19 protein-coding genes are annotated in these 25925 nt (G+C 68.2%); 13 read left to right on the top strand and 6 right to left on the bottom strand.

Annotated elements, in window-relative coordinates; translation table 11 throughout:
• The first annotated feature begins 115 nt into the window (after positions 1 to 115).
• The gene (locus tag OU994_RS19220) at positions 116 to 1174 is read left to right on the top strand and encodes a UDP-glucose--hexose-1-phosphate uridylyltransferase (RefSeq protein ID WP_281607211.1); all 1059 of its coding nucleotides are present in this window, start codon (positions 116 to 118) and stop codon (positions 1172 to 1174) included.
• A 61-nt stretch (positions 1175 to 1235) separates the two neighbouring features.
• Positions 1236 to 2399, top strand: a complete 1164-nt coding sequence (galK, locus tag OU994_RS19215; RefSeq protein ID WP_281607210.1) for a galactokinase — start codon at positions 1236 to 1238, stop codon at positions 2397 to 2399.
• A gap of 76 nt (positions 2400 to 2475) precedes the next feature.
• On the opposite strand, the gene OU994_RS19210 is transcribed toward galK, so the two are convergent.
• Entirely contained in the window at positions 2476 to 2688 is a 213-nt protein-coding gene (locus OU994_RS19210; protein WP_131145553.1) for a hypothetical protein, read from the bottom strand.
• A 178-nt stretch (positions 2689 to 2866) separates the two neighbouring features.
• Here OU994_RS19210 and OU994_RS19205 point away from each other — a divergent pair, with 178 nt between their 5' ends.
• Positions 2867 to 3400 (top strand): DUF488 family protein, encoded by a 534-nt coding sequence (locus OU994_RS19205; protein WP_281607209.1) that lies wholly within the window; start codon positions 2867 to 2869, stop codon positions 3398 to 3400.
• Positions 3401 to 3415: 15 nt separating this feature from the next.
• Here the strand turns inward: OU994_RS19205 and OU994_RS19200 are convergent, their stop codons facing one another.
• Positions 3416 to 4354 carry a DMT family transporter gene (locus OU994_RS19200; RefSeq protein WP_281607208.1) on the bottom strand — a complete coding sequence of 313 codons (939 nt, stop codon included), beginning with the start codon at positions 4352 to 4354 and terminating at the stop codon, positions 3416 to 3418.
• A 420-nt stretch (positions 4355 to 4774) separates the two neighbouring features.
• Between OU994_RS19200 and rnk the strand changes: the two genes are divergently transcribed.
• The gene (gene rnk, locus OU994_RS19195; RefSeq protein ID WP_281607207.1) at positions 4775 to 5182 is read left to right on the top strand and encodes a nucleoside diphosphate kinase regulator; all 408 of its coding nucleotides are present in this window, start codon (positions 4775 to 4777) and stop codon (positions 5180 to 5182) included.
• An 18-nt stretch (positions 5183 to 5200) separates the two neighbouring features.
• On the opposite strand, the gene OU994_RS19190 is transcribed toward rnk, so the two are convergent.
• Complete coding sequence (locus OU994_RS19190; RefSeq protein ID WP_281607206.1) at positions 5201 to 7978, bottom strand: glycosyl hydrolase 115 family protein; 2778 nt, start codon at positions 7976 to 7978, stop codon at positions 5201 to 5203.
• 138 nt (positions 7979 to 8116) lie between these two features.
• On the opposite strand from OU994_RS19190, the gene OU994_RS19185 reads away from it, so the two are divergent.
• On the top strand, positions 8117 to 8692 hold the full coding sequence (locus OU994_RS19185; RefSeq protein ID WP_281607205.1) for a histidine phosphatase family protein: 576 nt from the start codon (positions 8117 to 8119) through the stop codon (positions 8690 to 8692).
• Between the two features lie 13 nt (positions 8693 to 8705).
• Here the strand turns inward: OU994_RS19185 and OU994_RS19180 are convergent, their stop codons facing one another.
• On the bottom strand, positions 8706 to 8948 hold the full coding sequence (locus OU994_RS19180) for a hypothetical protein (protein WP_281607204.1): 243 nt from the start codon (positions 8946 to 8948) through the stop codon (positions 8706 to 8708).
• A 324-nt stretch (positions 8949 to 9272) separates the two neighbouring features.
• On the opposite strand from OU994_RS19180, the gene OU994_RS19175 reads away from it, so the two are divergent.
• Positions 9273 to 11363 carry a TonB-dependent siderophore receptor gene (locus OU994_RS19175; protein WP_281611670.1) on the top strand — a complete coding sequence of 697 codons (2091 nt, stop codon included), beginning with the start codon at positions 9273 to 9275 and terminating at the stop codon, positions 11361 to 11363.
• Between the two features lie 141 nt (positions 11364 to 11504).
• The gene (locus tag OU994_RS19170) at positions 11505 to 12287 is read left to right on the top strand and encodes a ThuA domain-containing protein (protein WP_281607203.1); all 783 of its coding nucleotides are present in this window, start codon (positions 11505 to 11507) and stop codon (positions 12285 to 12287) included.
• On the opposite strand, the gene OU994_RS19165 is transcribed toward OU994_RS19170, so the two are convergent.
• Entirely contained in the window at positions 12284 to 14455 is a 2172-nt protein-coding gene (locus OU994_RS19165; protein WP_281607202.1) for a hypothetical protein, read from the bottom strand. The two genes, OU994_RS19170 and OU994_RS19165, sit on opposite strands and share 4 nt — an antisense overlap.
• A gap of 103 nt (positions 14456 to 14558) precedes the next feature.
• Complete coding sequence (galB, locus tag OU994_RS19160; RefSeq protein WP_281607201.1) at positions 14559 to 17306, bottom strand: beta-galactosidase GalB; 2748 nt, start codon at positions 17304 to 17306, stop codon at positions 14559 to 14561.
• 560 nt (positions 17307 to 17866) lie between these two features.
• On the opposite strand from galB, the gene OU994_RS19155 reads away from it, so the two are divergent.
• The 6 genes from OU994_RS19155 to OU994_RS19130 are packed head-to-tail and all read left to right on the top strand — an operon-like array spanning position 17867 to position 25902.
• Positions 17867 to 19264: an LLM class flavin-dependent oxidoreductase gene (locus tag OU994_RS19155; RefSeq protein ID WP_281607200.1), complete on the top strand. Its 1398-nt coding sequence runs from the start codon at positions 17867 to 17869 to the stop codon at positions 19262 to 19264.
• On the top strand, positions 19255 to 21012 hold the full coding sequence (locus OU994_RS19150) for an ABC transporter ATP-binding protein (RefSeq protein ID WP_281607199.1): 1758 nt from the start codon (positions 19255 to 19257) through the stop codon (positions 21010 to 21012). The genes OU994_RS19155 and OU994_RS19150 overlap by 10 nt, the downstream gene beginning before the upstream one ends.
• A 38-nt stretch (positions 21013 to 21050) precedes the next feature.
• Positions 21051 to 22037: an ABC transporter permease gene (locus OU994_RS19145; RefSeq protein ID WP_281607198.1), complete on the top strand. Its 987-nt coding sequence runs from the start codon at positions 21051 to 21053 to the stop codon at positions 22035 to 22037.
• Positions 22038 to 22045: 8 nt separating this feature from the next.
• Positions 22046 to 22855, top strand: a complete 810-nt coding sequence (locus OU994_RS19140) for an ABC transporter permease (RefSeq protein ID WP_281607197.1) — start codon at positions 22046 to 22048, stop codon at positions 22853 to 22855.
• A 42-nt stretch (positions 22856 to 22897) separates the two neighbouring features.
• The gene (locus tag OU994_RS19135; RefSeq protein WP_281607196.1) at positions 22898 to 24265 is read left to right on the top strand and encodes an SfnB family sulfur acquisition oxidoreductase; all 1368 of its coding nucleotides are present in this window, start codon (positions 22898 to 22900) and stop codon (positions 24263 to 24265) included.
• Positions 24266 to 24276: 11 nt separating this feature from the next.
• A complete protein-coding gene (locus tag OU994_RS19130; RefSeq protein ID WP_281607195.1) occupies positions 24277 to 25902 on the top strand; it encodes an ABC transporter substrate-binding protein in 1626 nt (541 codons plus the stop codon).
• The last annotated feature ends 23 nt before the right edge of the window (positions 25903 to 25925 follow it).

Genomic DNA, 25925 nt, shown 5'->3' with positions numbered 1-25925 from the left:
ACACCCGCTCCGCTTCGCCTGCCGAGGCCGGCGAGCCGCATGGTGCGCCGGCAACCGCCCGGTATCGGTACAGTCTCGATACAGTCTCACAGCAAGCCACAGAAACAGGAGCCGTATGTTCAATCCCACAGACCATCCACACCGTCGTTTCAACCCGCTCATCGGCGAGTGGGTGCTCGTCTCGCCGCACCGCGCCAAGCGCCCCTGGCAGGGGCAGCAGGAAGCGGTCGACAATACACCGAAGCCCGCCCACGATCCGCACTGCTACCTGTGCGCCGGCAACACGCGCGTGAATGGCGAAGTCAATCCCGACTACAAGGGAACGTTTGTCTTCAACAACGATTTCGCCGCGCTGATGGCCGATACGCCGGACGCGCCGGCCAGCACCGACCCGCTGTTCCAGAACACCAGCGCGCGCGGCGTCAGCCGCGTGATCTGCTTTTCGCCGGACCACAGCAAGTCGCTGCCGGAGATGGACTTGCCGGGGCTGGAACAGGTGATCGACACCTGGTGCGCGCAGGCCGAAGAGCTGGGCAAGACGTATCCGTGGGTGCAGGTGTTCGAGAACAAGGGCCAGGCGATGGGCTGCTCCAACCCGCACCCGCACGGCCAGGTCTGGGCCAACAGCTTCATCCCGAATTCGCCGGCCAAGGAAGATGTGCAACAGCGCGCCTACCACCGGGAAAACGGCCGGCCGATGCTGCTCGACTATGCCGAGCGCGAGGCGGCGGCGGGCGAGCGCACCGTGGTCGGTACCGAACATTGGCTGGCGGTGGTGCCGTACTGGGCCAGCTGGCCGTTCGAGACGCTGCTGCTGCCGCGCTTCGCCGTGAAGCGCCTGGAAGACCTGACGAAGGAACAGCGCGCCGACCTGGCCGTGGCCATCAAGCAGCTGACCATCAAGTACGACAACCTGTTCCAGACCTCGTTCCCGTATTCGATGGGCTGGCACGGCGCGCCGTACGCTGTCGACGGCAAGGCCGACGACGAGGCGGGCACCGAGCCATGGCAGCTGCACGCGCACTTCTATCCGCCACTGCTGCGTTCCGCATCGGTGCGCAAGTTCATGGTCGGCTATGAAATGCTGGCCGAGGCGCAGCGCGACCTGACACCGGAGCAGGCGGCGGCGCAATTGCGCGCACTGCCGGATGTACACTACCTCCAGCGCCCGTAAGCGACAAAGACGAGCATCGAATACAACATCCAAATAGCCACGCAAACAAGAAGAGATCCTGATGAGCGATACGCTGATTAACCATACCCGCACCGCGTTCGAGAACAAGTTCGGTGCCGCACCCGAAGTGGTGGTGCAGGCCCCCGGCCGCGTCAACCTGATCGGCGAGCATACCGATTACAACGACGGTTTCGTGCTGCCGGCGGCGATCGACTACAGCACCGTGATCGCCGCGCGCCGCCGCGCCGACCGCATCGTGCACATCGTGGCGGCCGACTACGCGGGCGCCGAAGACCAGTTCTCGCTGGATGCGCCGATCGAGCGCCGCGACGAGCCCATGTGGGCCAACTACGTGCGCGGCGTGATCATCGACATGATCGAGCAGGGCCTGCCGCTGCAGGGCTTCGACATGGTGGTGTCGGGCGACGTGCCGCAGGGTGCCGGCCTGTCGTCGTCGGCGTCGCTGACGGTGGCCATCGGCCGCCTGTTCGCCACGCTGCCGGGCTTTGAAAAGGTCACGCCGATCGACATCGCGCTGACCGCGCAGCGTGCCGAGAACAATTTCGTCGGCACCAAGTGCGGCAACATGGACCAGATCATTTCCGCTTCCGGCGTGGCCGGCCATGCGCTGATGATCGACTGCCGTTCGCTGGAAACCACGCCGGTGCCGATCCCGGCCGGCGCGGCCATCATGATCTTCAACTCGAACGTGCAGCGCGGCCTGGTGGACAGCGAATACAACACGCGCCGCAAGCAGTGCGAGGCGGCCGCCAGCCACTTCGGCGTGAAGGCGCTGCGCGACGTGGACCAGGCGATGCTCGATGCGCGCGGCGGCGAACTCGATGCCGTCACGCTCAAGCGTGCGCGCCACATCGTTTCCGAGAATGCCCGCGTGCTGTCCGCCAACGCGGCGCTGGGCCAGGGCGACCTGGCGCGCATGGGCGAACTGATGGCCGCGTCGCATGCGTCGATGCGCGATGATTTCGAAATTACCGTGCCGCTGATCGACCAGCTGGTCGAGATCGTCAAGAACGTCATCGGCGGGCAGGGCGGCGTGCGGATGACCGGCGGCGGCTTCGGCGGCTGCGTGGTGGCGCTGGTGCCGGAAGCGCTGGTGTCGCCGGTGCGCGCCGCGGTGGAACAGCAGTACCCGGGTCCCAACGGGCAGGGCGCCACCATCTATGTGTGCAAGGCTTCGCCGGGCGCGGGCGTGATTTCCGCCTGAGCCGGCTAGCAGTCAAGGAAAAGCCGCGCGGGCCATTCGGTCCGCGCGGCTTTTTTTTGTGCGCCCGCACACGTGCTTATGCTTCGGCTTCCTCCAGCGGAATCGCGGCGCGGCGGCGGCGGCGGGCACCGGAATCGAGTTCCAGGATGCGGCGGATCGCGTTCGGCGAAATCCCGATCTGAATGAGATGGGACCACGCTTTCAGCGTGCCTTCCTGGTGTTCGATGGAGATGGCGCGATCGATCTCGCGCGCCATGTCGGTATTGTTTCGGCGGTCGAGTGGGTGCATGCGATGCTCCGGCAGTCATGGTGCAAGGCAGCATCGGCTAATGTTAACCAAAAGTCAAGTGCAATCGACTAGTTGGTAAGCTCCGGCGCGCTGGCAACGCGGCGCCGGCATCGTGGCGCCCCGTGACGGCGGGCGGCGCGACAATGGCGGTTCATCCCATCACAGGAGCCCGCCGCACATGGAGCCCGTCTTCACGATCGGCCACTCGAACCGCCCGATCCAGGAATTCATCGACCTGCTGCGCGAGCACCGCGTCGCGCGGCTCCTCGATATCCGCACCGTGCCGAAGTCACGCCACAATCCCCAGTTCGGCCAGGACCAGTTGCCTGCCTCGCTGGCGGACGCCGGCATCGCGTACCAGTACATCGGCGCCCTGGGCGGGCTCCGGCACCCGCGCAAGGATTCGCCGAATGCCGGCTGGCGCAACAAGTCGTTCCGCGGCTATGCGGACTACATGCAGACCGATGCATTCTGGCATGGCGTCGACGAGGTGGCTGCCCTGGCAGGGCGGGAACGCATCGCGCTGATGTGCGCGGAAGCGGTGCCCTGGCGTTGCCACCGCTCGATGGTGGCCGACGCGCTGGCCGTGCGCGGCATCGCGGCCCTGCACATCATCAACCGTGGCAAGACGCGTCCCCATGTGCTGACCGGCTTTGCGCGGGTGGAGGGCGGCAACCTGGTTTATCCGCCCGAACAGGAAGCGCCCCCATGAGGTCCGGTGACGCGATTACTTGGGCTGGCGGGTGACCAGCCAGATCCCGGCGCACACCATGGCGAGCGCGGCCAGGTTCTTCCATTCGAGAATGCTTTCATCCAGGAACAGCGCCGACAGCGCCGCGCCGAACACGGGGATCAGGAAGGCGAACACGCTCACGGTGCCCACCGGGTTGTATTTCAGGAGCAGGCTCCACAAGGTGAACGCAACGGCCGACAGCAGCGCGAGGTAGGCCAGCAGCAGTGCCGGGACCAGCGTCATGTTGCCGACCGTGCCGCCGGTAGCATAGCCACCCGCCAGCAGCGCGGCGCCGCCGATCGCCAGCTGCCAGCCCGTCATGACCATCGCATCCATGCCGGCCGACACCTGCTTGCCGTAGATCGACGCGGCGGACAGCACGAACGCGGCGATCACGATGAAGCCTTCGCCCTGCAGGGTGAAGGCGATATCGAGCGGACCGCTGCCGAGGTTGACGGCGACCACGCCGGCAAAGCCCAGCAGGCAGCCCGCCGCCTTGCGGGGCGACAGCTTGTCGTTGTGGTAGATGAAGTGCGCCAGCAGCACGCTGAAGAAGGTGGTGGTGGCATTCAGGATCGATGCGCGCACGCCCGTCGTGTAAGCCAGGCCGATGTAGAAGAACACGTACTGGAGGCCGGTCTGCGCCAGGCCCAGCATGCCCAGCTGGCGCAGCTGGCGTCCGCTCAGCTGGAAGGCCGGCTTGCGCAGCACGATGGCCAGCAGCACCAGGCACAGGCCGGCGATGAGGAAGCGGTAGCCGGCGAAGATCAGCTTCGAGGGCACGTCGTGCTGGACGATGCCGAGCAGTTCGTAGCCGGTCTTGATGGACGGGTAGGAGCTGCCCCACAGCAGGCAGCACAGCGTGGCCAGCATGAACACGGTGCGCGGGCGCGCGAAGAACGGGCGGGTATTGGAGGAAACAGCGGGATCCATGGTCCTTCACATATGAAATATCGACAAGACCGGGATGATACGTGACATTCCGGCATCCCGCAGGCCAGCCCGCCATGGCCGGTAGTTTGACTGTGTATAATCAGCCGGAGCGACGCTCCTCGGCGTTCGCCGATACCCATGCCGACCACGAACCCATCACTTCCTTGCCGGAGCCATGGTTCGCCCCTGAACGAGGGAGGCGTTTGCTCGTCCGTACGGCTGGCATTCTTTCCCGCGCCCGCGCTGGCGCTGTGCTCGCGAGATCTCGCCCGGCTTTCCCGGGCTCGGTGAGGAACTCCCAGCCGGCCGCCGGCCAGCTGGCCTCCCGGGCCCCATCCTTCCTGCCCATGCCGCCCGCCTGACCGGGCGGACCGATTTGACCGCCCGGCCGCCGGCCGGGCCACTATTGCAGAGATACTCATGAAACCGAACATCGTCGTCTCGTCGCTGGACATGGACCGCCTGGAAGCCTTGCTCGACGCGCTGCCCGCGGCGCAGGCGCAGGCCCAGCAGGCACTGTTGCAGGAACTGTCGCGTGCCGACGTGGTGGAGCCGGAAGGCATGCCGCCGCACGTGGCCACCATGAATTCGCGGGTGCGCTTCGTGCTCGACAAGGACCCCGTGGAGCACGACATGGTGCTGTCCTACCCGAGGGACATGGAAGGCGCCGCGGACCGGCTGTCGATCCTCACCCCGGTCGGCAGCGCGCTGCTCGGCCTGGAGACCGGCAAGAGCATCGCCTGGACGCGGCCCGATGGCGCCGCCTTCACGGTGAAGCTGCTGGAGGTGGTGTACCAGCCCGAGCGTGCCGGCGAGCTGCACCGGTAACGGCGCGGCGGGCGGCGCTCAGGGTGCCGCTGCCGGCGCCGCTCCGTAATACACCGGCGCCCCATCGAACACCACCTCGATGCGGTCCAGCACGAAGCCAGGATCGAGCGCATGCACGCGCAGCACGTGCCGGCCCGGTGGCAGCGCCGGCAGCGGCAGCGTGCGCACGGCGCTGTTCGACAGCACGTTGCGCTTCCATTCGTCGCTGCGGCCCACGGTGGCGAAGTCCAGCGTCACCGGTGCCTGGCCATCGAGCGACACGGCGATGCGCAGCCTGCTGGCCGAGGTCAGCGCATGCACCGGCACGGCCACGATGCGCAAACGGGCCTCGGCCTTCGTGTGGCTGTGGAACGTGTATTCGAGGGCGGGGGCGCCGGCCGGGTCGTCGCGCGGAGGCAGCGAGAAGCCGGCGCGCTGCGCGGTGCCGAGGCTGCCGACATCGACCGGCGTCCAGCCGGTGGCGCTGGCGGCCGCTGCCGGCAGCGTGATGATCCGTTCGTGTTCGGTGGGCACATCGGCGCCGGGCGCGAGCTGTACGCGGGCGGCGAGGCGGCGCTCGCCGCAGCCGACCTGCAGGCCGCCCGTGTTACCGCGGCCGTCGTACGTGACGGCGATGCGCTGCTCGTACCCGTTGGCGGCATCGAGCATGCCGCCGGCCGGCGACAGGCGCAGGCCGGCGGGCACCTGGCCGGCCGACCAGCGCAGCGGCGTGCCGCCGTACTGGATCACCGTCAGCGTTTTCGTCTCCGGCACGCCGCGCGTAAACCACAATGCGCCGCCCTGCGCCGACAGCGGCGTGGGGAAGGCCAGGGCGCAATCGCCGCGCGCCGGCGCCGCATAGGTGGGGAACACCGGGTCCATGAATACGGGGAGGCGGCGCGGCGCGGCGTCCATCATGCCGCGCCATTTGCCGCCGGCCAGCGCGTTGTAGTGCGCGGTATCGGCGGCGATCGCCTGCTGCGCCGCCTTCGCCGCCTGCGCGTAGTGCTGCGCGGACGGCCGGCCCATGCGGGCGTACTGCGCCGCCAAATCCAGCTTCAGGATGCGCGCGTTCAGGTTCGCGCCGGCACGGACCGGGTACAGCACCAGCTGGAAGTACGCATCCTGGCGGTCGGCCGGCAGCGCGGCCCCGATCGCCTGCGCGCGCGACACCAGCGCTTCATAGCGCGCCAGGCGCCGTTCCGCTTCCTCGCCGCCCGACTGCAGGTAGTCCGACTGCCGCGTGGGGGTGGTGGGCTCGGTCTGCGAAAAGCCCATGTATTCGGGCTTGCGCTCCCACGCCAGCGCATAGAACTCGCGCATCACGCCGGCGATGGCGGTTGCCTGGGCGGCGCCGAACTGCTGCGCGAACCACGCCTCCATGTGGGCGTGGGCGGGGCGGTCCAGCTGGCGCTTGTCGAAGGCGGCGTCGAGGAAATACTGGGCCAGGTATTCACCCGGCTTGATGTCGCCGATGTTGGCCACCCAGACGCGGTCGGTGCCGGTGGCGATGGCGCGCTGCAGCTGGTCGCGCACCAGGCCCGGCGCCGTGGTGGCGAGCCACAGGTAGTCATGCGGGCGGCCCCAGTAGGACAGGTGATAGTACAGCCCGGTGCCGCCGCCGCGCGCCGCTTCCCGGGGTGTGCTCAGCTGGTGCAGGTAGCCGTAGTTGTCGTCCGGCCAGACCAGCGTGATATCGTCCGGCACTTGCAGGCCGCTGTTGTAGATGTCGAGGACTTCCTTGTACACCGTCAGTGCCTGCGGGATCTGCGGCAGCGGCTTGCGCCAGGCCTCGGCCAGCAGCTTGCGCTGCACCGCCATCGCCGCGCCGACGCCGGCACGCGCCTCGTCGATCGTGCCCGCGCCTTCCATTGCCGAATCGTGCACGCCGCGGATGCCCATCGAGTACATCGCCTCCGCGCCCTTCGTTTCATCGACGCGGGTCTTCCAGTAGCGGGTGATGGCTTCGCGGTTGGTGAAGAAGTTGAAGTCGCCATCGCGCTTGTTCCACTCGCGCACGTTGTTGCGCATCATCGGCTCGGCATGCGATGTGCCGACGATGATGGCGTAATCCTTCGCCGCCTGCGCGTTGCCGGGCACCTGGTAGAACGGCTTCGTCGAGTCGTGCATGGCGGGCCACACCAGGTTGGCCTTCAGGCGCCACAGCAGCTCGAAGATGCGCGCATAGGTCGCCGGGCCGATATCGCCGGCCGGATCGTAGGTCTTCGCGGCCCATGGCTGCAGGCCCCAGTCCTCGTCGTTGAGGAAAATGCCCCGGTAGCGCACCGATGGCGTATCGGACAGGATGTTCTCGCCGCGTACGGCGACATGCTCGCGCACCGCCGGTTTCACGTCGGCCCACCATTCCCACGCGGAGACGCCCAGTTCGCGGGTCAGGTCGACCGCGCCGAACACGGCGCCGCGCACGTCCGAGCCGGCGATCACCAGCAGCCGCGTGCCCGGCCTGGCACGGGAAGCAATGCCGACCCGCTGGTACCTTTCCCACTGGCCGGCCAGCGCGGTGAAGTCCAGCCCTTCGGCGCGGGCGATCCCGCGCAGCAGTGCCGAATCGTGCCGGCCGATGACGATGCAGACTTCCCTGCAGTCTTCCAGCTTGCCGGCGCGGGCCGCCGCGGCGCCACCGACCGCGCGCAAATCGCGCCGCACGAGGTCGGCCGCGATCCGCATCGTCGCGTGGTCTTCCGCCAGCACGGCGGCGGTGACGCCCTCGCGCGCCAGGTCGAAATCGGCGGCATGGACGTGGCTGGCGGAGAGCAGGGCAATGGCGAGGGCGAGGCAGGTTCGGCGAAGGGGCATGGAGCGTATCGGATCAGCTGTGGAACGCTGATATATTACGCTGCGGCGCTGCATAATCGCCGTGCCCATCGCTCATCATGGTGAGCGCATCGCGAGACCGGGACAGTGCGCTCTCCCGGACCACCACCGGGAGCCGTCATGCCACGTTCGCTAACCTTCCTGCTGTCCGCAGCGTTGCTGCACGCTTCGCCGGCCCGTGCCGATGAAGCCGGCCTGTGGAAGCGCCTGGCCGATGGCGGACATGTCGTGGTGATGCGCCATGCCGTCACCACGCCCGGCATCGGCGACCCCGCCGGCTTCAGGCTGGGCGACTGCGCCACCCAGCGCAACCTGTCGCCGGCCGGGCGGGCCGATGCCGCCGCGATCGGTGCCGCGTTCCGCCGCCACGCGGTGCCGGTCGGCCGCGTGCTGGCCAGCCGCTGGTGCCGCTGCGTGGACACGGCCGAACTGGCCTTCGGCCGTGCCGAACCGGCGCCGATGGTGGACTCGATCTGGCAGGAAGATGCCGCGGTGGCGGACCGCAAAACCGCCGCCGTGCGCACGTACGTGGCTGCCTACCGCGCTCCGGGCAACCTGGTGCTGGTGACGCATGACGTCAACGTGCGGGCGCTGACCGGTACCAGCCTGTCGCAGGGAGAAATGGTGGTGGCGCGGGCGCGGACAGACGGCAGCCTGGAGGTACTGGGTACGCTGGGCGTGCCGCGGGGCCGTTGAAACGCCGGGCGGTCTAGCGGTACAACGCGAACAAACCCATCAGGATCAGCGTGAAGACGAGCCCGCCGACCAGCTGGCCGGCGGCAGCCGGCACGACGGCCGGGCCGCCGTGCGTGACGTGGTCGCGTTTCCCGATGGCGAACGCTTCCTTCAGGTTTTCGGCGCGAACACGGCCGAGCGAAAGCATCCAGATGACCACCCTGCCGAGGTTGTACAGGAATAGTTCCATGAAGACGTACAGTACGAATTCCAGCATGCCGCAATCCCTCAGATGTCGTTCGAGTGCCGTTGGGCGAGGTAGCCCGATGGCGTATCCCTGATACTGCATCGACCGGCTTGCGGGCCGTGTGCCGGCACGCGCAGTGTACCGGCGCCGGCGCAACGCTGGCAAGCGCGCCCCTTCGGCGTGATTCCCGGCACGAGTTTGCGGCGAGCACGGCGGTCGGCGGGCGGTATATGGTTGAGAATGATTCCGGTTGAGAATGATTCCGGTTGAGAATGATTCCGGTTGAGAATGATTCCGGTTGAGAATGATTCGTATTTGCGATACGATGCTGATCTTTTGACAACCACCATCCCCATGCGCGCCGCTCTTCGCCCCCTCGCACTTCTCATCGCCGGCACGCTGCCCGCCGCCGCCAGCCTCGCGGAAACCACGGCTGCCACGATGCCGACGGTCGTCGTCACCGCCGAGGGGGAGGGTAACGAACAGGTGGCGAAGCGCGGCCGTGCCGGGCTGCTGGGCGAGCGCGACGTGCTGGACCAGCCGTTCAGCATCGTGTCCTACACGTCGCAGCGCATGCGCGACCAGCAGGCCGTCACGCTGGCCGAGGTGCTGGGGGGCGATTCGTCGGCCCGCTTCACCGGCCAGACCGGCGGCGTGACCGATTCGTTCTTCCTGCGCGGCTTCCCCGTCAATGAGGGCAACCTGAGCGAAGTGGCGCTGGATGGCGTGTACGGCGTGTCGCCGAACTACCATCTGTCCACCGAATACCTGGAGCGCGTGGAGGTGCTGAAGGGGCCGGGCGCGCTGCTGTACGGGATGTCGCCGAACAGCGGCGTGGGCGGTGTCGTCAACGCCGTGCCGAAGCGTTCGCTGCACAGCGACCTGACGCGGCTGACCTTCGACTACGCCGCCGATGGCCAGTTCGGCACCGCGGTCGACGTCAGCCGCCGGCAGGGCGACTTCGGCATCCGCTTCAACGCGCTGCACCGCCAGGGCGACACGGCGCTGGACAAGCAGGACGCGCGCGCCGAAGTGGCCGCGCTGGCGCTCGATTACCGGGGCCGGCGCCTGCGCGCCACGCTGGACCTGATCGGCCAGTACCGCAAGATCGATGCGCCCACCCGGCCGTTCCTGGTCAGCCCTGGGCTGCCCGTGCCGGCGGCCCCGGATGGTCGCCGCAACGTCACGCAGGAGTGGGGCTGGTGGCGTTCGAGCGATGTGTCGACCCTGGGCCACGTGGAATACGATTTGTCGGACAAGGTGACGGTCTTCGCCGATCTGGGGGCGGCCAAATCGGACGTCGGCCGGCTTTCCGAGCAGACGCCGACCATCCTGAACGCGCAAGGCGACACCTCGGCGATGCCGACGCACTTCAAGTTCCAGATCAATCGCGCCGCGGCGGACGTGGGCTTGCGAGCCGCGCTGCGCACCGGGCAGGTCGACCACGCGCTGGTGCTGATGGCGAACGCGTACCACGACCGGCTGGCCAATGCCAGCAACGCCGGAACCATCATCCGGTCCAGCCTCTACGCCCCAGTCGCGGCGGCGGCCCAGGCGGTGCCGGAACCGGCGCGTGTTCCGAAGCTGTCCGAGTCGACGCTGTCCAGCTTTGCCGTGGCCGATACGCTGGCCCTGTTCGATGGCCGGCTGCAAGCCACGCTGGGCCTGCGCCGGCAAAGCGTGGAATCGGAGAACTTCAACGCCGCCACCGGCTTGCGCACGGCCCGCTACGATGAAACCGCCGTCACGCCGCTGGCGGGCGTCGTGTTCAAGGCCACGCCGCGGCTGTCGCTGTATGCCAACCACATCCAGGGCCTGAGCAAGGGCGATATCGCGCCGAACACGGCCAGCAACGCGGGTCAGGTGTTCGCGCCGTACAAGAGCCGCCAGGTCGAGATCGGCGCCAAGTCCGAGGTCGCCGGCCTGCTGGCCACGCTGGCGGCCTTCCAGATCACCAAGCCGAGCGGCCAGCTGTACGGCACGGTCTACAGTCCCGACAGCGAACAGCGCAACCGCGGCGTGGAGCTGCACCTGTCCGGCGGCGCGGCGCCTGGCGTGCGGCTGCTGGGCGGCGTGACGCTGATCGACGGGGAGCTGACACGCACCAACAATCCGGCCACGCTGGGGCGGCGCCCGCCGGGCGTGGCCAGGGCCATGGCGAACCTGGGCGGAGAATGGGATGCAGGCCCCGTTACGCTCACCGGCGCGCTCACCTACACGGGCAAGGAATACGTCGACCAGGCGAACCTGCAATCGGTGCCATCGTGGACCAGGGTGGATATCGGCGCGCGCTGCGCCACGGTAGTGGCGGGGCGGCCGGTGACGCTGCGGGCGGGCCTGATGAATGCGTTCGACAGGCGCTACTGGGGCGGCGTGGCCTCCTACGGCACGCTGTCGCAGGCGGCGCCGCGTACCGTGCAGCTGAGCGCCGCGATCGATCTCTGAGCGCCAGCGGTGCCGGTCACCGCGCCGCCGGGCAGGTCGGCCGCATCGACCATGAGCGCAGTGAACAGCATCGTTGATGCGGATGAAGGCATTGCGCTATGCTGTGGCGTCCTCCACTCCGGTCAGCCCGACTGTTCGCCCATGCGCCCGTTCCTTCCCGCCATCCTGGCCAGCTGTCTTGCCCTGTGCAATCCCGCCTGGGCCGATCCGCAATTCAAGCTCCTGGTGCTGGCGGCGCCGAACAAGTACCACTACGAATACATCCCGGTCGCGCGCGACAGCTTCGAGCAGCTGGGCAAGCTGCACGCGTTCGGCATGACGTATGCGACCCAGCTGTGGGCGCTGGACGGCGACCTGAAACAGTATGCCGCCATCGTGCTGCTCAATACTTCCGGCGAGGAATTCTCGGAGGCGCAGCGCAGGAAATTCGAGGAATACGTGAACGGCGGCGGCAATGTCGCCATCGTGCACCGGGCCATCATCATCCCGCCAGGCAAATGGCCGTGGTACGAAAAGCTGGTCGGCCGTTCGTTTACGATCCACCCGATGATGCAGACGGCCGTGGTGCGCACCGTCGACCCAACGTTCCCGGCCACCTTCGGGGTACCCGCGCGCTGGATCTGGAGCGACGAGTGGTACGAGCTGGCCAACCCGCACAACGTGGCGATACGGCCCGTATTGAACGTGGATGAACGCAGCTACGATCCGACGAGGATCTGGCCTGGCCAGGTGGCGAAAGGCATGGGCGCCGAGCACCCGGTCAGCTGGTATCACCATGTGGGGGGGGGCAATGGTGCGAACAAGGCCCGCGTGTTCGTCACCGCGCTGGGCCACGACGTCAACATGTACCGCAACCCGCAGTACCTGGACCACCTGTATGGCGGCATCTGGTGGGCCGCCACCGGCAAGGGTATCGCGCCTTAATTACCCTGGCGGCGCCCGCAGGCCAGCGTCGTGTCGGCCGGCGCGAACGCGTCGCCGCGCGGCGTGCCCGGCCGTTCCGCCGACCGGTCGATCCAGCCCAGCGCGCGCCGCCATTCGCGGGCCAGCAGGTCGCGCGGATCCCAGCGGCCGTCGCTGCACAGCACCGTCGCCATCCGCGTGCGGCTGGCCGCGTTCAGGAACCAGCTCATCGGCGGGTCGTCGTTCAGCAGGCCGGCGCCGAAGTGGCCGGGGCGCTTGCGGTCCGCTTCCGGGTAGCGCAGTTCGATCACCCGGCCGGCCGCGCAGCCGCCCAGCAGGCGGATGGTTTCCGCTTCCAGCGCGTGGGCGCGTGCGGTGCGTGTCTGGTACAGCGCGAACGCCGGCGCGCTCAGCTCCATGGCGATCGGCAGCTTGCGCGACCTGGGCTGCGGCTTCGGATCGCAGATCCATTGCGCGCTGCCGGCCGGATCGTTCTCGATGACGATGACGACGATGCGCCGTGCCAGCGCCTGCTGGGCCGGCGTGCCGCCCTGCAGCTTGCCGATCATCGCATTCAGCGCGGCCACGCCGGAATTCTCGAAGTACCCGCCGTCGACCACGTAGTCCCACACCGTGCCGCCGTCCGCGTGGCGGATCGCCGCAGCCGGGCTGACATAGGTGAAGCGGGCGGAGTTGTGGATGGCGCCGGCGCGCGTCAGGCGCGCCGTGGCCAGCGTGCCGTCGAACACGTCGTAGGCATCGGTCGGCACGAAGTGCAGGTCCGACTGCACCACCAGCCGGCCGTCGCCGACCGTGGTGGTATTGAAGATGGTGCGTGGCAGTACGCTCGGCGTGCTCTCCGCCGCGCGCAGCGGCTGCGTGAACCAGGATGCCTGTGCCGGGCTGTGGCGGCCCCAGTCGCGCGCCCAGGCTTCTTCCAGGCCGCGCGAGCGGTCGCAGGCGATGCAGGGCCACGGCAGGAAGCGGGCGATGGTGTCGCTGTACAGCATTTGCGCCACGGCCGGCGCGAGGAAGTCGCGGGCCAGGAAGTCGGTCGGGCGCGGCGCCAGCGGGCCGCTGCCATCGGCCCCGGTCTCGCGCTCGGCCGCCAGCGCGGCCACGTAGGCGGCCAGCCCCAGGCTGCCGCCGGACACGCCGCTGACCGCATACACGTTGCGGGCGAATTCGCGGTCGCGCAGGCGCGCCTGGTTTTCCAGGTTGGTCAGCACCACGCCGGTCCAGAACGCGGCGCGCGAGGCGCCGCCGGCGGCCGCGATCAGGTAGATCGGATCGTCGCCCCGTGCTCCGCGGGCGGCATTCCACGCCTCCAGGTCTTCCGGGAAGGCGGGGCGGGCGCCACTGCCGGCCGGCACGCCGTCGCCCGCCACGAAGTGGTTTTCATTGAAGAACGACAGCACGAAGGCCAGCGCGAACGGCAGCAGCGCCAGCGACGGCCAGCCGCCGCTGCGTGGCCAATAGGTCAGCACGACGCTGCCGAACAGTGTCCAGGAGCCGAGGGCGATCAGCACCAGCGCCGGCGAACCGATCGCGCGGGCGGCGGTTTCGCGGCCGGCCACGGTGGCCAGCAGCACGCCGAAGGAAATCGCGAACATGGCCAGCACGGTGGCAATGGCGCCGCGACTGAGGCTGGCGAAGCGGGGGTAGGGATCGTCGTCGCGGCAAGACCAGCCGGCGTGCGCGGCCGGCAGGTGGCGCCGGAACACCACGAGCCCCAGGAAGGTGAAGGCCAGCGCCGCCGGCGCGACCCAGTAGCGCGGCGAAGGCGTGGCCAGCACGAAGAAGACGGTGATCGGCACCACGCTGAGCAGCCCCAGCAGGCGCGGCAGCCAGCGCGACGCGATATCGGCGAAGCGCTCGTCGATGCAGGGCCGCAGGCGGTCGCGCGGGAAACGCTTGCCGAGCATGATGCGCGCGCAGTACCAGCTGGCGAAGGCCCAGTAGGCCAGGGCGGCGATGAACAGCGCATAGCTGGGCGAGGCCAGCGGATCGGCGGTGCCCGCGCCATCGGGCTCGCCAAAGGCCACCAGCGTTTCACGGGCCTGTTCCAGGCCGAGCAGGATGGCGTTGCCGGCCAGCGTGGTCAGCACCGGGTACAGGCAAAGGTTCAGCGCACCGGCCAGGAAGGCGGTGCGGGTCAGGCGTGGCGAAGTGGTGGCATCGGCGGTCATGGAAGTCCCTGCGGTGGTGTGGAGCACCGCGGGGCACAGCATGACAAAACGTGACGGAAAATACAACCGCACCACCCAGCGTGGCGCGCTCCGGCGAACCGGTTCAGCGGCCGGTGCTGCGCAGCGCGACGGTGGCGGGTTGCAAGCCGTCGGCCGTCACGCGCACCGTGATCGGCCCCCTGGCGCCGGGCCTGGCGCGCACGATGCCCAGCACCAGGCCGTTGAAGGCCGCGCGCTGCGGCGACTGGAACGACACGAAGCTGGTCGGGTCGCCGTTGTCGGTGGCGACCAGTTCGCCGGGGCCCTCGACCGTGAAGCGCACCGCGTTGCTGGCGCGCGGCGCCGTCAGCCCGGCCTTGTCGGCCACGCGCACGGTGATGAACGACAGGTCCTTGCCGTCGCCGGCGATGGTGGCGCGGTCGGCGCTGGCCTGCAGCGCGGCGGGCGCGCCGGCCGTCTTCACGGACGAGCGGGCCCATTCCTTGCCCTCCCGGTAGGCCACCACCTCGATGGTGCCGGGTTCATACGCGACGAAATCCCAGCGCAGGCGATAGGCGTAGGGGGCCTTCTTCAGCCGGCCCTGCGACTTGCCGTTGACGAACAGCTCGGCCTCGTCGCCCGACGTGAACACGTGCACCGGCGTCACTTCGCCGACGCGGTCGGGCCACGTCCAGTGCGGCAGGATGTGCACCATCGGCAGCTCCGGGCGCCAGCGCGCCTGGTACAGGTAGAAGCGGTCCTTCTTGAAGCCGGCCAGGTCGACGATGCCGGAATACGAACTGCGCGCGCCGTAGTACGGCGTCGGCTCGCCCAGGTAGTCGAAACCGGTCCAGACGAATTCGCCGGCCGTGTACGGGTTCTGGTCGAGCGAGGCGAAGGCGCGGTCGGCCGAGCTGCCGAAGTCCGCCGCGAACAGTTCATAGGCCGAGACCTGCTGCGTCTTCGGATCGCCGCCGGCGCCGGGACGTACCGCGGCGCTCAGCGCGCCCGGCACGGGGAACTGGTATTCGCCGCGCGACGACAGGGCCGAGGCGCTTTCCGTGTGCAGGATCGCCTTGCCGGGGAATTTCTCGTGGAACGCCGGGAACTGGCCGGGCAGGGTGCGGATGCCGGTGCCCTGGTAGTTCAGGCTGATCACGTCCATCGTCGCCGGCAGCGGCATGTCCGGCTTGGCCCAGTTCATCGCCGTGGTGGCGGGGCGGCCATCCGGATCTTCCTCGTGCACGATGCCGACCAGCTTGCGGCCGATCGCCGCGCCATGCTCGCCGGTGTACTGCTCGCCCACTTCGTTCCCCACGCTCCACATCACGATCGACGGGTGGTTGCGGTCGCGGCGCAGCATCGAGCGCAGGTCCTGCTCGTGCCAGTCGGGGAAGATGAGGTGGAAGTCGAGCGGCGTCTTCTTGCGCTCCCATGAATCGAACACCTCGTTCTGCACCAGGATGCCCATGCGGTCGGTCAGTTCCAGCAATTGCGGGTCGGGCGGATTGTGGCTCATGCGCACCGCGTTGATGCCCATCTCCTGCATGATCTCCAGCTGGCGCTCGGCGGCGCGGACATTGAAGGCGGCGCCCAGCGCGCCCAGGTCGTGGTGGTTGTTCACGCCGCGGATCGGCACGTGCTCGCCGTTGATATACATGCCCTTGACGCCGTCGAAGCGCAGCTCGCGGATGCCGAACGGCGTTTCATAACGGTCCATCACGCGGCCGTTCTGGCGCACCGTGGTGACGGCCGTGTAGCGGTTCGGCTTCTGCGTTGGCACCGGACCCCACAGGCGCGGGTTCTTCAGCGTGGTCTCGCCGGCCACGGTGGCGCTGGCGCCCGGCGCGACTGTCGTGGTGGGCGACACGACGGTGGCCACGGGCTTGCCGGTGATGCGGCCCTTGTCGTCCAGCGCATACAGTTCGGTGGTCACGTCGGCCGCGGCGGGCGCGCCGCCGGCATTGTCCAGCGTGACGTTCCACGCCACCTGGGCCGACTCCTTCGATACCTTCGGCGTGCGCACCTGCACGCCCCACTGGCCCACGTGCAGCGGCGCGGTCTTCGTCAGCCAGACATTGCGGTACAGGCCCGCGCCGGGATACCAGCGCGCCGATTCCGGCGTGTTGTCGAGGCGGATCGCCAGCTGGTTGTCGCCCGGCTTGAGGTACTTCGTCAAGTCGATGCGGAACGAGTTGTAGCCGTAGGGCCAGCCGCCGGCCAGCCTGCCGTTGATCCAGACCGACGAATAGGCCATCGCGCCGTCGATATCGAGGAAGACCGGCTTGCCGGCATCGGCGCCGGTCACCGTGATCTTGTTGCGGTACCAGGCCGGGCCCCATGTCTTCAGGCGGCCCATGCCGCCATACGGGCCGGTGGTCAGGAACGGGCCTTCGATGGCCCAGTCGTGCGGCAGCGTCACGGCGCGCCAGGCACTGTCGTCGAAACCGGCTTTCGCATAAGGCGCATCGATGGCCGGTTCACTGGCCGGGCGCGCGTGGCGCTTCGCGGGGTCCTTGATGAAGGCGTTGCCGGTCGGGAGGACCCATGGTTTCAGCAGCGGCGCGTTGCCGCGCGCGATGCGCGCCGCTTCTTCCGGCATCGCATCGGCCACTTTTCCATCCGCCGATTCCTTCACTTCGGGACGGATGTCGTACAGGTAGGGCGCCGAATTGCCGTCCGGGTCGCCCAGGTGGAACTTCCAGCCGTCATTGAATGGAATGCGCTGGCGCGGCGACTGCTTGTCAGCCGCTTCCAGCGGTGCCGCCGCGACGGTCATGACGGTGGCCGGCAGCGCGGCCAGGCACAGGGCCGCCAGCAACGGGCGTGCGAACCGGGCAGCCAGCGGCCGCCCATGGGGTACATGCTTCACGAATCCTCCAAGTTGTCTCGCTGCGCTGTCCGATGGGGCTTGGTAGCGTATATCAACGCTATCATTCTCCGTCTTTGTGGGGCGCCGGTACCATGATCCGCTTCCCCCGGCATTATCATTGTTAGCGCAACCAATAGCCAGTGTAGGGATATATGGGCAAGGAGTCAATTGGCGAAAGTTTCCAAAAAATGGGGACTGTCCCCGATTCCAGGAAATGTTTCCAGAAAACGGGGTCTGACCCTAATGCCGTTTAGATAAGCCTACCCCAAGTGCAAATGCCGGGGTCAGACCCGGCGGGTCTGACCCCAGCCCTTCGCCGTTGGGGTGAATGCATGCGCTTTCAATGGGTTGGATAACGCTTAACCAAGCGGCATTAGGGTCGGACCCCGGTTTGAGGAAATCTTTTGCGAGCGCATCGGTGCTTAGCAGTGCGGCTGCTTTGCTTATGACGAAACGCCGCATTACCAACTGCGAAATGGTTCGTTTCGGTTCGCAAGGGGCGCTGGTACGCTGCATTGCGGCTGGGCATTGGGCCCGGTGATGACAGCGGAGAGCACCAATTGACGAAGCAAACTGCGAAGCAGATTCGCCTGAACGCGTTCAACATGAACTGCGTGGGCCATATCCACCACGGCCTGTGGAAGCATCCGCGCGACAATTCCGTCGACTACCGCAAACCGGAGTACTGGATCGAACTGGCGCAGTTGCTGGAGAAGGGCCTGTTCGACGCGGTGTTCCTGGCCGATATCGTCGGCGTCTATGATGTGCTGGGCGACGGCATCGACGTCACGGCGCGCGAGGCGGTGCAGTTGCCCGTCAACGACCCGAGCTACGTAGTGCCGCTGATGGCGCAGGCCACGAAGCACATCGGCTTCGGCGTCACCGCCAACCTCACGTACGAGCACCCGTACCTGTTCGCCCGCCGCTTCGCCACTCTCGATCACCTGACCCGCGGCCGCATCGGCTGGAACATCGTCACCGGATACCTGGACAGCGCGGCGCGCGGCGTGGGCCTGAAGCAGCAGCACGACCACGACGACCGCTACGACCGCGGCGACGACTTCATGGACGCGTTCTACAAGCTGCTCGAAGGCAGCTGGGAAGACGGCGCCGTGCTGGCTGACCGCGAGCGCGGCGTCTACGCCGACCCGGCGAAGATTCACCGGGTCAGCCACGACGGCCCGTTCTACAAGATCGACAACGTCTACAACCTCACCGAACCGTCGCCGCAGCGGACCCCGGTGCTGTACCAGGCAGGGGCATCGAAGCGGGGCAACGCGTTTGCCGGCCGCCACGCCGAGTGCGTGTTCACGGGTGGCCCGGACCGCGCCGCGCTGGCGAAGATCGTCTCCACGATCCGCGGCCAGGCCGTGGAGGCGGGCCGCGAGCGCGACGACGTCAAGATCCTCTCCGGCCTCACCGTGGTAGTCGACACCAATGAAAAGGCGGCGCGGGAAAAATTCGAGGAGTACCGCGGCTATTCCAGCCCGGAGGGGGCGCTGGCGCACATGGTCAGCGGCACCGGCGTGGACTTGAACCGCTTCGGCCTGGACGAGGAAATCACCGAGGAAAAGCTCGAGGCGCTGTATCCGGACCGCCTGCGCCGCGTCGGCGAGGCGCGTGCCGGCCGGTTGGCGGCGGGCACCACGCGCCGCAAGCTGCTCGAAGCGCGCCGTTTCGGCTCGCAGCAGCCGCCCGTGGTCGGCACGCCGTCGCAGGTGGCCGACGAGATCGAGCGGATCGTCGCCGAAACGGACCTCGACGGCTTCAACCTGACCCGCACCGTGGCGCCGGAAAGCTACCGCGACTTCATCGAACTGGTCATCCCCGAGCTGCAAAACCGCGGCCTGTACAAGACCTCGTACAAGGAAGGCACGCTGCGCGAAAAACTGTTCGGCGCCGGCCGCGCGCGCCTGCCCGGCAACCACCACGCAGCGAGGTTCCGCACATGGAAATGACGGCACCCTGGCACCAGGCGGGTAACGACGCCGCGGCACCGCTGCTGCAGGTGCGCAAGCTCGACGTGTGGTATCCGAACGGCGCGGCGGTCCAGGGCTTCGACCTGGACGTGCATCGCAACGAAGTGGTGGCACTGGTCGGCGAATCCGGCTGCGGCAAGTCGACCGCGGCCGGGGCGATCGCGGGCCTGCTGCCGCACCAGGCGCGCGTCGATGGCGCGATCCTGTTCGAAGGGCGCGACCTGCTGGCGGCGCCGGAGCGTGCCTTGCGCGACCTGCGCGGGAACGCGATCGGCATGATCTTCCAGGAGCCGATGACGTCGCTCAATCCGGTGCTGACGATCGGCACGCAGATCGAGGAAGTGCTGCGCCGCCATCGCAGGCTGGGCGCCGCGGCGGCCCGTGCCCGCGCCATCGAACTGCTCGACCTGGTGCGCATTCCCGAGCCGCAGCGCCGGGTCGACGACTACCCGCACCATCTTTCCGGCGGACAGCGGCAGCGTGTGATGATCGCCATCGCCGTCGCCTGCGAACCGCGCCTGCTGATCGCCGACGAACCCACCACCGCGCTCGACGTGACAATCCAGGCCCAGGTGCTGGAGCTGCTGGCCAGCCTGCGCCGGCAGCTGTCGATGTCGCTGCTGCTGATCACGCACGATCTCGCCGTCGTCGGCCAGTGGGCCGACCGGGTGGCCGTCATGCAGCACGGCCGCAAGGTGGAAGAGGGCACGCGCGACGAGGTCTTCTTCGCGCCGCGCCACCGCTACAGCCAGGGCCTGCTGGACTCTTCGCTGCATGTCGATGCCGATTGCCACTACAGCCGCGTGAAGCTGGCCGAGATCCGCCATGCCGTCGATGCGGCCGGCGAACGCAGCTTCAGTTTCACGGAACAGGAGCAACGGCAGCCGGCGCCGCGTCCGGCCGCCATCCACCAGCTGCCGGTCCTCGACGTCCGCAACCTGGTGGCGCAATACTCTTCCCGCTACGGCACCATTTCCGCCGTAAAGGATGTCTCGTTCCAGATCGGCCGTGGCGAAACCCTCGGGCTGGTCGGCGAATCGGGCTGCGGCAAGTCGACGCTGTCGAAGACCATCGTCGGCCTGAACCGCGCCGTCGCGGGCCAGGTAATCCTCGACGGCACCGACATCGCGCCGCTCACCGGCCGCGCGCTGCGCCCGCACCGCGCCAATGTGCAGATGGTATTCCAGGACCCGTACGCGTCGTTGAACCCGCGCCTGCGCATCGGCGACGCGCTGGACGAAGTGCTGGTGGTCCAGAAGGTGCGCGACCGGAACGAGCGGCAGCGCCGGGTCGCGGCGATGCTCGACGCCGTCGGCTTGCCGGCCGCCGCGGCGCGCCGCTATCCGCACGAGTTCTCCGGCGGCCAGCGGCAGCGCATCGGCATCGCCCGCGCGCTGATCCTGCGCCCGAAGCTGCTGATCTGCGACGAACCGGTGTCCGCGCTGGATGTGTCGGTGCGCGCCCAGATCCTCAACCTGTTCGTCGACCTGAAGCACGAGTTCGGGCTGTCGTACCTGTTCATCTCGCACGACCTGTCGGTGATCAACTACATCGCCGACCGCGTAATGGTGATGCAGAAGGGAGAAGCGGTGGAAACGCTGCCGCGCGACGAACTGTTCACCGGCGCGCAGCATCCCTATACCCGCACGCTGATCGCCGCCACGCCGGCCTGGCCCGAGCCGCCGGCGATCCCGCTGGACGGGGCACTGGCCGTCCGCACCGCCTGAATGAACCGCATGAGAGTGTCCCTTGTGAAAGCGTCGTTATGAGAGCCTATATCCAGCGCAGGCTGCTGCAATTCGTGCCCGTCATCCTGGGCATCTGCATCCTCAATTTCATCCTGATCCAGGCCGCGCCGGGCGACCTGGCCGAAGTGGTGGCCGCCGAGTCGGCACAGGTCGAGGGCGCCATCGTCGAAGACCAGGTGGCGCAACTGCGCACCTCGTTCGGCCTGGACGCGCCGCTGCACATGCAGCTGCTGGCCTACCTGGGCCGCCTGTTCACATTCGACCTGGGTTACTCGCACCGCTTCGGCGCCCCGGTGGCCGAACTGATCGGCGACCGGGTCGGCGCCACCGCGCTGCTCGGGCTGACCAGCCTCGCACTGGCCGTCGTGATCGGCGTGCTGCTCGGCGTGCTGTGCGCGCGCTGGCGCAACGGCCGGCTGGACCGCGCCGTGTCCGCGCTGATGGCGCTGTGCTACTCGGTGCCGGTGTTCTGGCTGGCCCTGATGATGGTGGTGCTGTTCGGCGTCACGCTGCAATGGTTCCCCATCGACGGCATGCGCGAGGTGGGCATCGAGGCGCAGGGGCGCTGGAGCGAAGCGCGTGACGTGCTGTGGCACCTGGTACTGCCGGCCACCACGCTGGCGGTCTACTCGATCGCCGTGTACGCCCGCTTCACCCGGGCGTCGATGGTCGACGCGCTGCAGGAAGACTATATCCGCACGGCGCGCTCAAAAGGCTTGTCGGAGCCGGTGGTGGTGTTCCGCCACGCGCTGCGCAACGCCATCCTGCCGGTGCTGACCCTGATCGCCGGCCACTTCGGCGAACTGCTGGCCGGCAGCATCGTCATCGAGACGGTGTTCTCGTGGCCTGGCCTGGGCAAGCTGACCTACGACGCGGTGGTCAACCGCGACACCAACCTGCTGCTGTCGATGCTGTTCCTCAGCTCCCTGCTGGTGATGGCCACCAGCCTGCTGCTGGACATCCTGTACGCCGCGCTGGACCCCCGCATCGAGTTGCGCAAATGAGCCGAACAATGAAGATTCCCCTTTCCGCCGCCGCCGGCCTGGCCATCCTGCTGCTGGTGCTGTTCGCCGCGGTGGCCGCGCCGGTATTCTTTCCGGGCGATCCGCACGACATGGTCGCCACGCCGTACCTGTGGCCGGGCCAGGACTGGGCCCACCCGCTGGGCTCGGACCTGATGGGCCGCGACATCGCCACCGGCCTGGCGCACGGCGCCCGCGTCTCGCTGCTGGTCGGCGCATCGTCGGCCGGCCTGACGCTGCTGATCGGCGTGGTGGTGGGAACGCTGGCCGGTTACTGCGGCGGCTGGGCCGACAACGCGCTGATGCGGGTGACGGATTTCTTCCAGATCGTTCCCCGCTTCCTGCTGGCGATCATCCTGGTGGCCGTGCTGGAACCGTCGATCTGGGTGGTCGTGCTGGCGCTGGGCGTCACGTCATGGGTGCATACCGCCCGCGTGGTGCGCGCCGAGGTGCTGCGGCTGCGCAACCGAGAATACGTGCAGGCCGGCCTGGCGGCGGGCATGAGCCACGCCCGCATCATCCTGCGCCACATCCTGCCGAATGCGCTGACACCGATCATCGTCAGCACCTCGATCGTGGTGGCCGGCTGCATCCTGCTGGAGTCGAGCCTGTCGTTCCTCGGCCTGGGCGATCCGAACGCGCTGAGCTGGGGCGCCATGATCGGCACCGGCCGCGAGGCGATCCGCACCGGCTGGTACATGATCGCCATCCCCGGCGCCGCCACCATGCTGACGGTGTGGGCCCTGAACGTGCTGGGCGACGCGCTGAACGACTATTTCAACCCGAAACTGCGCAATTAAGCTGAACTGAACCGAACTGAACTGGACTGGACTGGACCGACGATGAGCAACGAAGCATTGAATACCCTGCCGACCACGGTAGCGAAGAGTACCGAACAATCCGGCGCGCACGCCTCGATCACCGCCATCGGCCAGGGCCGCGTGCACGTGATCCGCGACGACGCCGAAGCGATCGACGTGGCCACGGCGCTGGCAGCCGCCTTCGCACCCGGCGCCGCACTGCGCGACCGCGAGCGCCGCCTGCCCGTGGCCGAGCTGCGCCAGCTGCGCCTGAGCGGGCTGTGGGGCATCACGGTGCCGCGCGAGTACGGCGGCGCCGGGGTCTCCTATGCCACGCTGGCCAGGGTATTCGCGATCCTGTCCGCGGCGGACGGCTCGATCGGCCAGATCCCGCAGAACCATTACTTCATCCTCGAGATCGTCCGGCACGAGGGCAGCGCGGCGCAGAAGCAATTCTTCTTCGAGCGCGTGCTGGCCGGCGACCATTTCGGCAACGCGCTGGTCGAGCCGGACGTGCGCCGGCCGGAAGACCGCAAGGTCAGCCTGCGCCGCGACGGCGAGGGTTACCGGGTCGATGTCCGCAAGTACTATTCGACCGGCGCGCTGTTCGCGGACTGGGTGCCGGTGGCGGTGGCGGACGAGGAAAAGCGCCACTTCCTGGCGATCTACCCGCGCACGGCCGAAGGCTTGCGCGTCGTCGACGACTGGGCGTCGTTCGGCCAGCGCACCACGGCCAGCGGCACGGTCATCGCCGACAACGCGTACCTGAAGCCGGAATGGCTGGTGCCCCATTCGGTCAATGCCGACCACGTGAAGCCGGTCGGGCCGGTCGGCCAGATCATGCACGCCGGGATCGATACCGGCATCGCCCGCGCCGCCTTCGAGGCCACGGTGGCCTTCATCCGCCAGCGCAATCCGAAGGCGGACGATGCGCCGGCCGAGGCGGTGTGGGAGGAAGACCAGCTGAGCATCCGCGAGATCGGCGACCTGGCCGTTTCCCTGCACGGTACCGAAGCACTGCTGGAACGGGCCGGCCTGCTGGTCGACAAGGCTTACGCGACGGGCCTGGCGGCCGACTGGACCCGCGCCGCGATCGCCGTCTCGGAAGTGCGGGCGGCCAGCACGCACAGCGCGCTGCTGATCACCAATAAACTGTTCGAGCTGGCGGGTACACGTTCGACGGCGCCGGACCACGGCCTGGACCGGCTGTGGCGCGACGCCCGCACCCACACGCTGCACGATCCGGTGCGCTGGCGCCTGTTCGATGTCGGCAATTACTACGTGAACGACAAGGTGCCGCTGCGCCGGCCGAAGTGGGCCGAGCAGCCGAACCAGCCGAAGGCCATGCCGGAAGGGCCGGAACCCCTGACGGGCGAGCTGCCGCAGCCCCGGCTGGCGGCAGGCCTGTGAGGAGGGCGCCGATGCTGCGATCCGACAATCCTGTATTGACCGCGCTGGCCGATCCTTCGCGCCGCCGGCTGTTCCGGTTCGGCGGCGCCGCCCTGGCCGCCGGCATGTTCCCCGGCGCCGCCCTGGCCGCGCCGGAGACGCCCGTGCGTGGCGGCACGCTGGTGGCGATCGCGTTCCCCGAACCGGCCACGCTGGCCACGCACCTGAACGGCGCCAATCCGATCTCGCTGGTCACGTCGAAGATCTACGACCGCCTGTTCGTCGAGGGAAACCAGCATGAGCTGCTGCCGCGCCTCGGCCTTTCCGCCGAACAGTCGGCCGACGGCCTGGACATCACGATCAGGCTGCGCAAGGGTGTCAAGTGGCACGACGGGCATCCGTTCGATGCCGGCGACGTCAAGTTCTCGATCGAGAAGATCTGGCCGCTGCAGTTCTCCACCATCACCAACGCGGTCGCCCGGGTGACGGCGCCCGACGCGCACACGATCGTGCTGAGGCTGAAGGAGAAGTGGCCGATCCTGATGCGCTACCTGGGCCAGAGCGCCGGTCAGATCCTGCCGCAGCACCTGTACGAAGGCACGGATATCGTCACCAATCCGCACAACAACAGGCCGGTGGGCACGGGCCCGTTCCGCTTCAAGGAATGGCAGCGCGGCAGCCACATCGTCCTGGAACGCAATCCGGACTACTACATCGCCGGCCAGCCCTACCTCGACCGCATCGTCTGGAAGGTGATCAACGATTCGGCCAGCCGCGCCGCCGCGCTGGAAACCGGCGCGGCCCATTTCGCCGCGCGCAATCCCATCACGTTCAGCGACGTGGCGCGGCTGAAAGGCCACCGCGACCTGGTGATCGACACGAAGCAGTACGAGCCGAATTCGTACTGGCTGGAGTTCAACCTGCGCGATCCGCTGGTCGGCAAGCTGGCGGTGCGCCAGGCCATCGCCCATGCGATCGACCGCGCGGCGCTGGTGAAGACCGTGTGGGGCGGCTTCGGCGCACCGCTCGATGCGCCGGTGCCATCCGGCGTGGCCGAGTATTTCACGAAGGACGTGCCGAAGTATCCGTTCGATCCGAAGCGCGCCGAACAGCTGCTGGACGCCGCCGGGTTCCCCCGCAAGGCCGGCGGCTGGCGCTTCAAGCTGACCCACGACTTCATTCCGTTCGGCGACGACTACCGGCGTACCGGCGAGTTCGTGCGGCAGGCGCTGCGCAAGGTAGGCATCGATGCATCGCTCGGCGGCAAGGACCTGTCGACGTGGACGCGCGACGTGTTCACCGACCGCAAGTTCCAGGTGATCAGCACGTGGGGCGGCTGGTCGCGCGATCCCCAGGCCAGCCTGGACGTGCGCTTCGGCCAGCGCGGCGACCGGCGCGGCGTCCCGTGGAGCAAGGTGTCCGGCTACAGCAACAAGGAGATCGATGCGCTGCTGGAACCGACCCGCTCGGGCGCCGACCCCGCCCTGCGCAAGGTGAACTACAAGCGCGTGCAGCAGATCGTGCAGGCCGAACTGCCGGTGCTGCCGCTGCTCGAAGTGTATTTCTTCTCGGTGTACAACCGGCGTTTGCGGAATGCGGACGAACTCCCGTACCCGACGCGCAACAACTTCGCCAACGTGTGGCTGGCGAAGGCATGATCATGACAATCAAGGACAGGGTG

Source organism: Pseudoduganella sp. SL102, assembly GCF_027856995.1.
Classification (GTDB): Bacteria; Pseudomonadota; Gammaproteobacteria; order Burkholderiales; family Burkholderiaceae_D; genus Rugamonas; species Rugamonas albidiflava.
The sequence above is the reverse complement of the archived record's forward strand: the minus strand, read 5'-3'. Positions and strand labels throughout refer to the sequence as shown.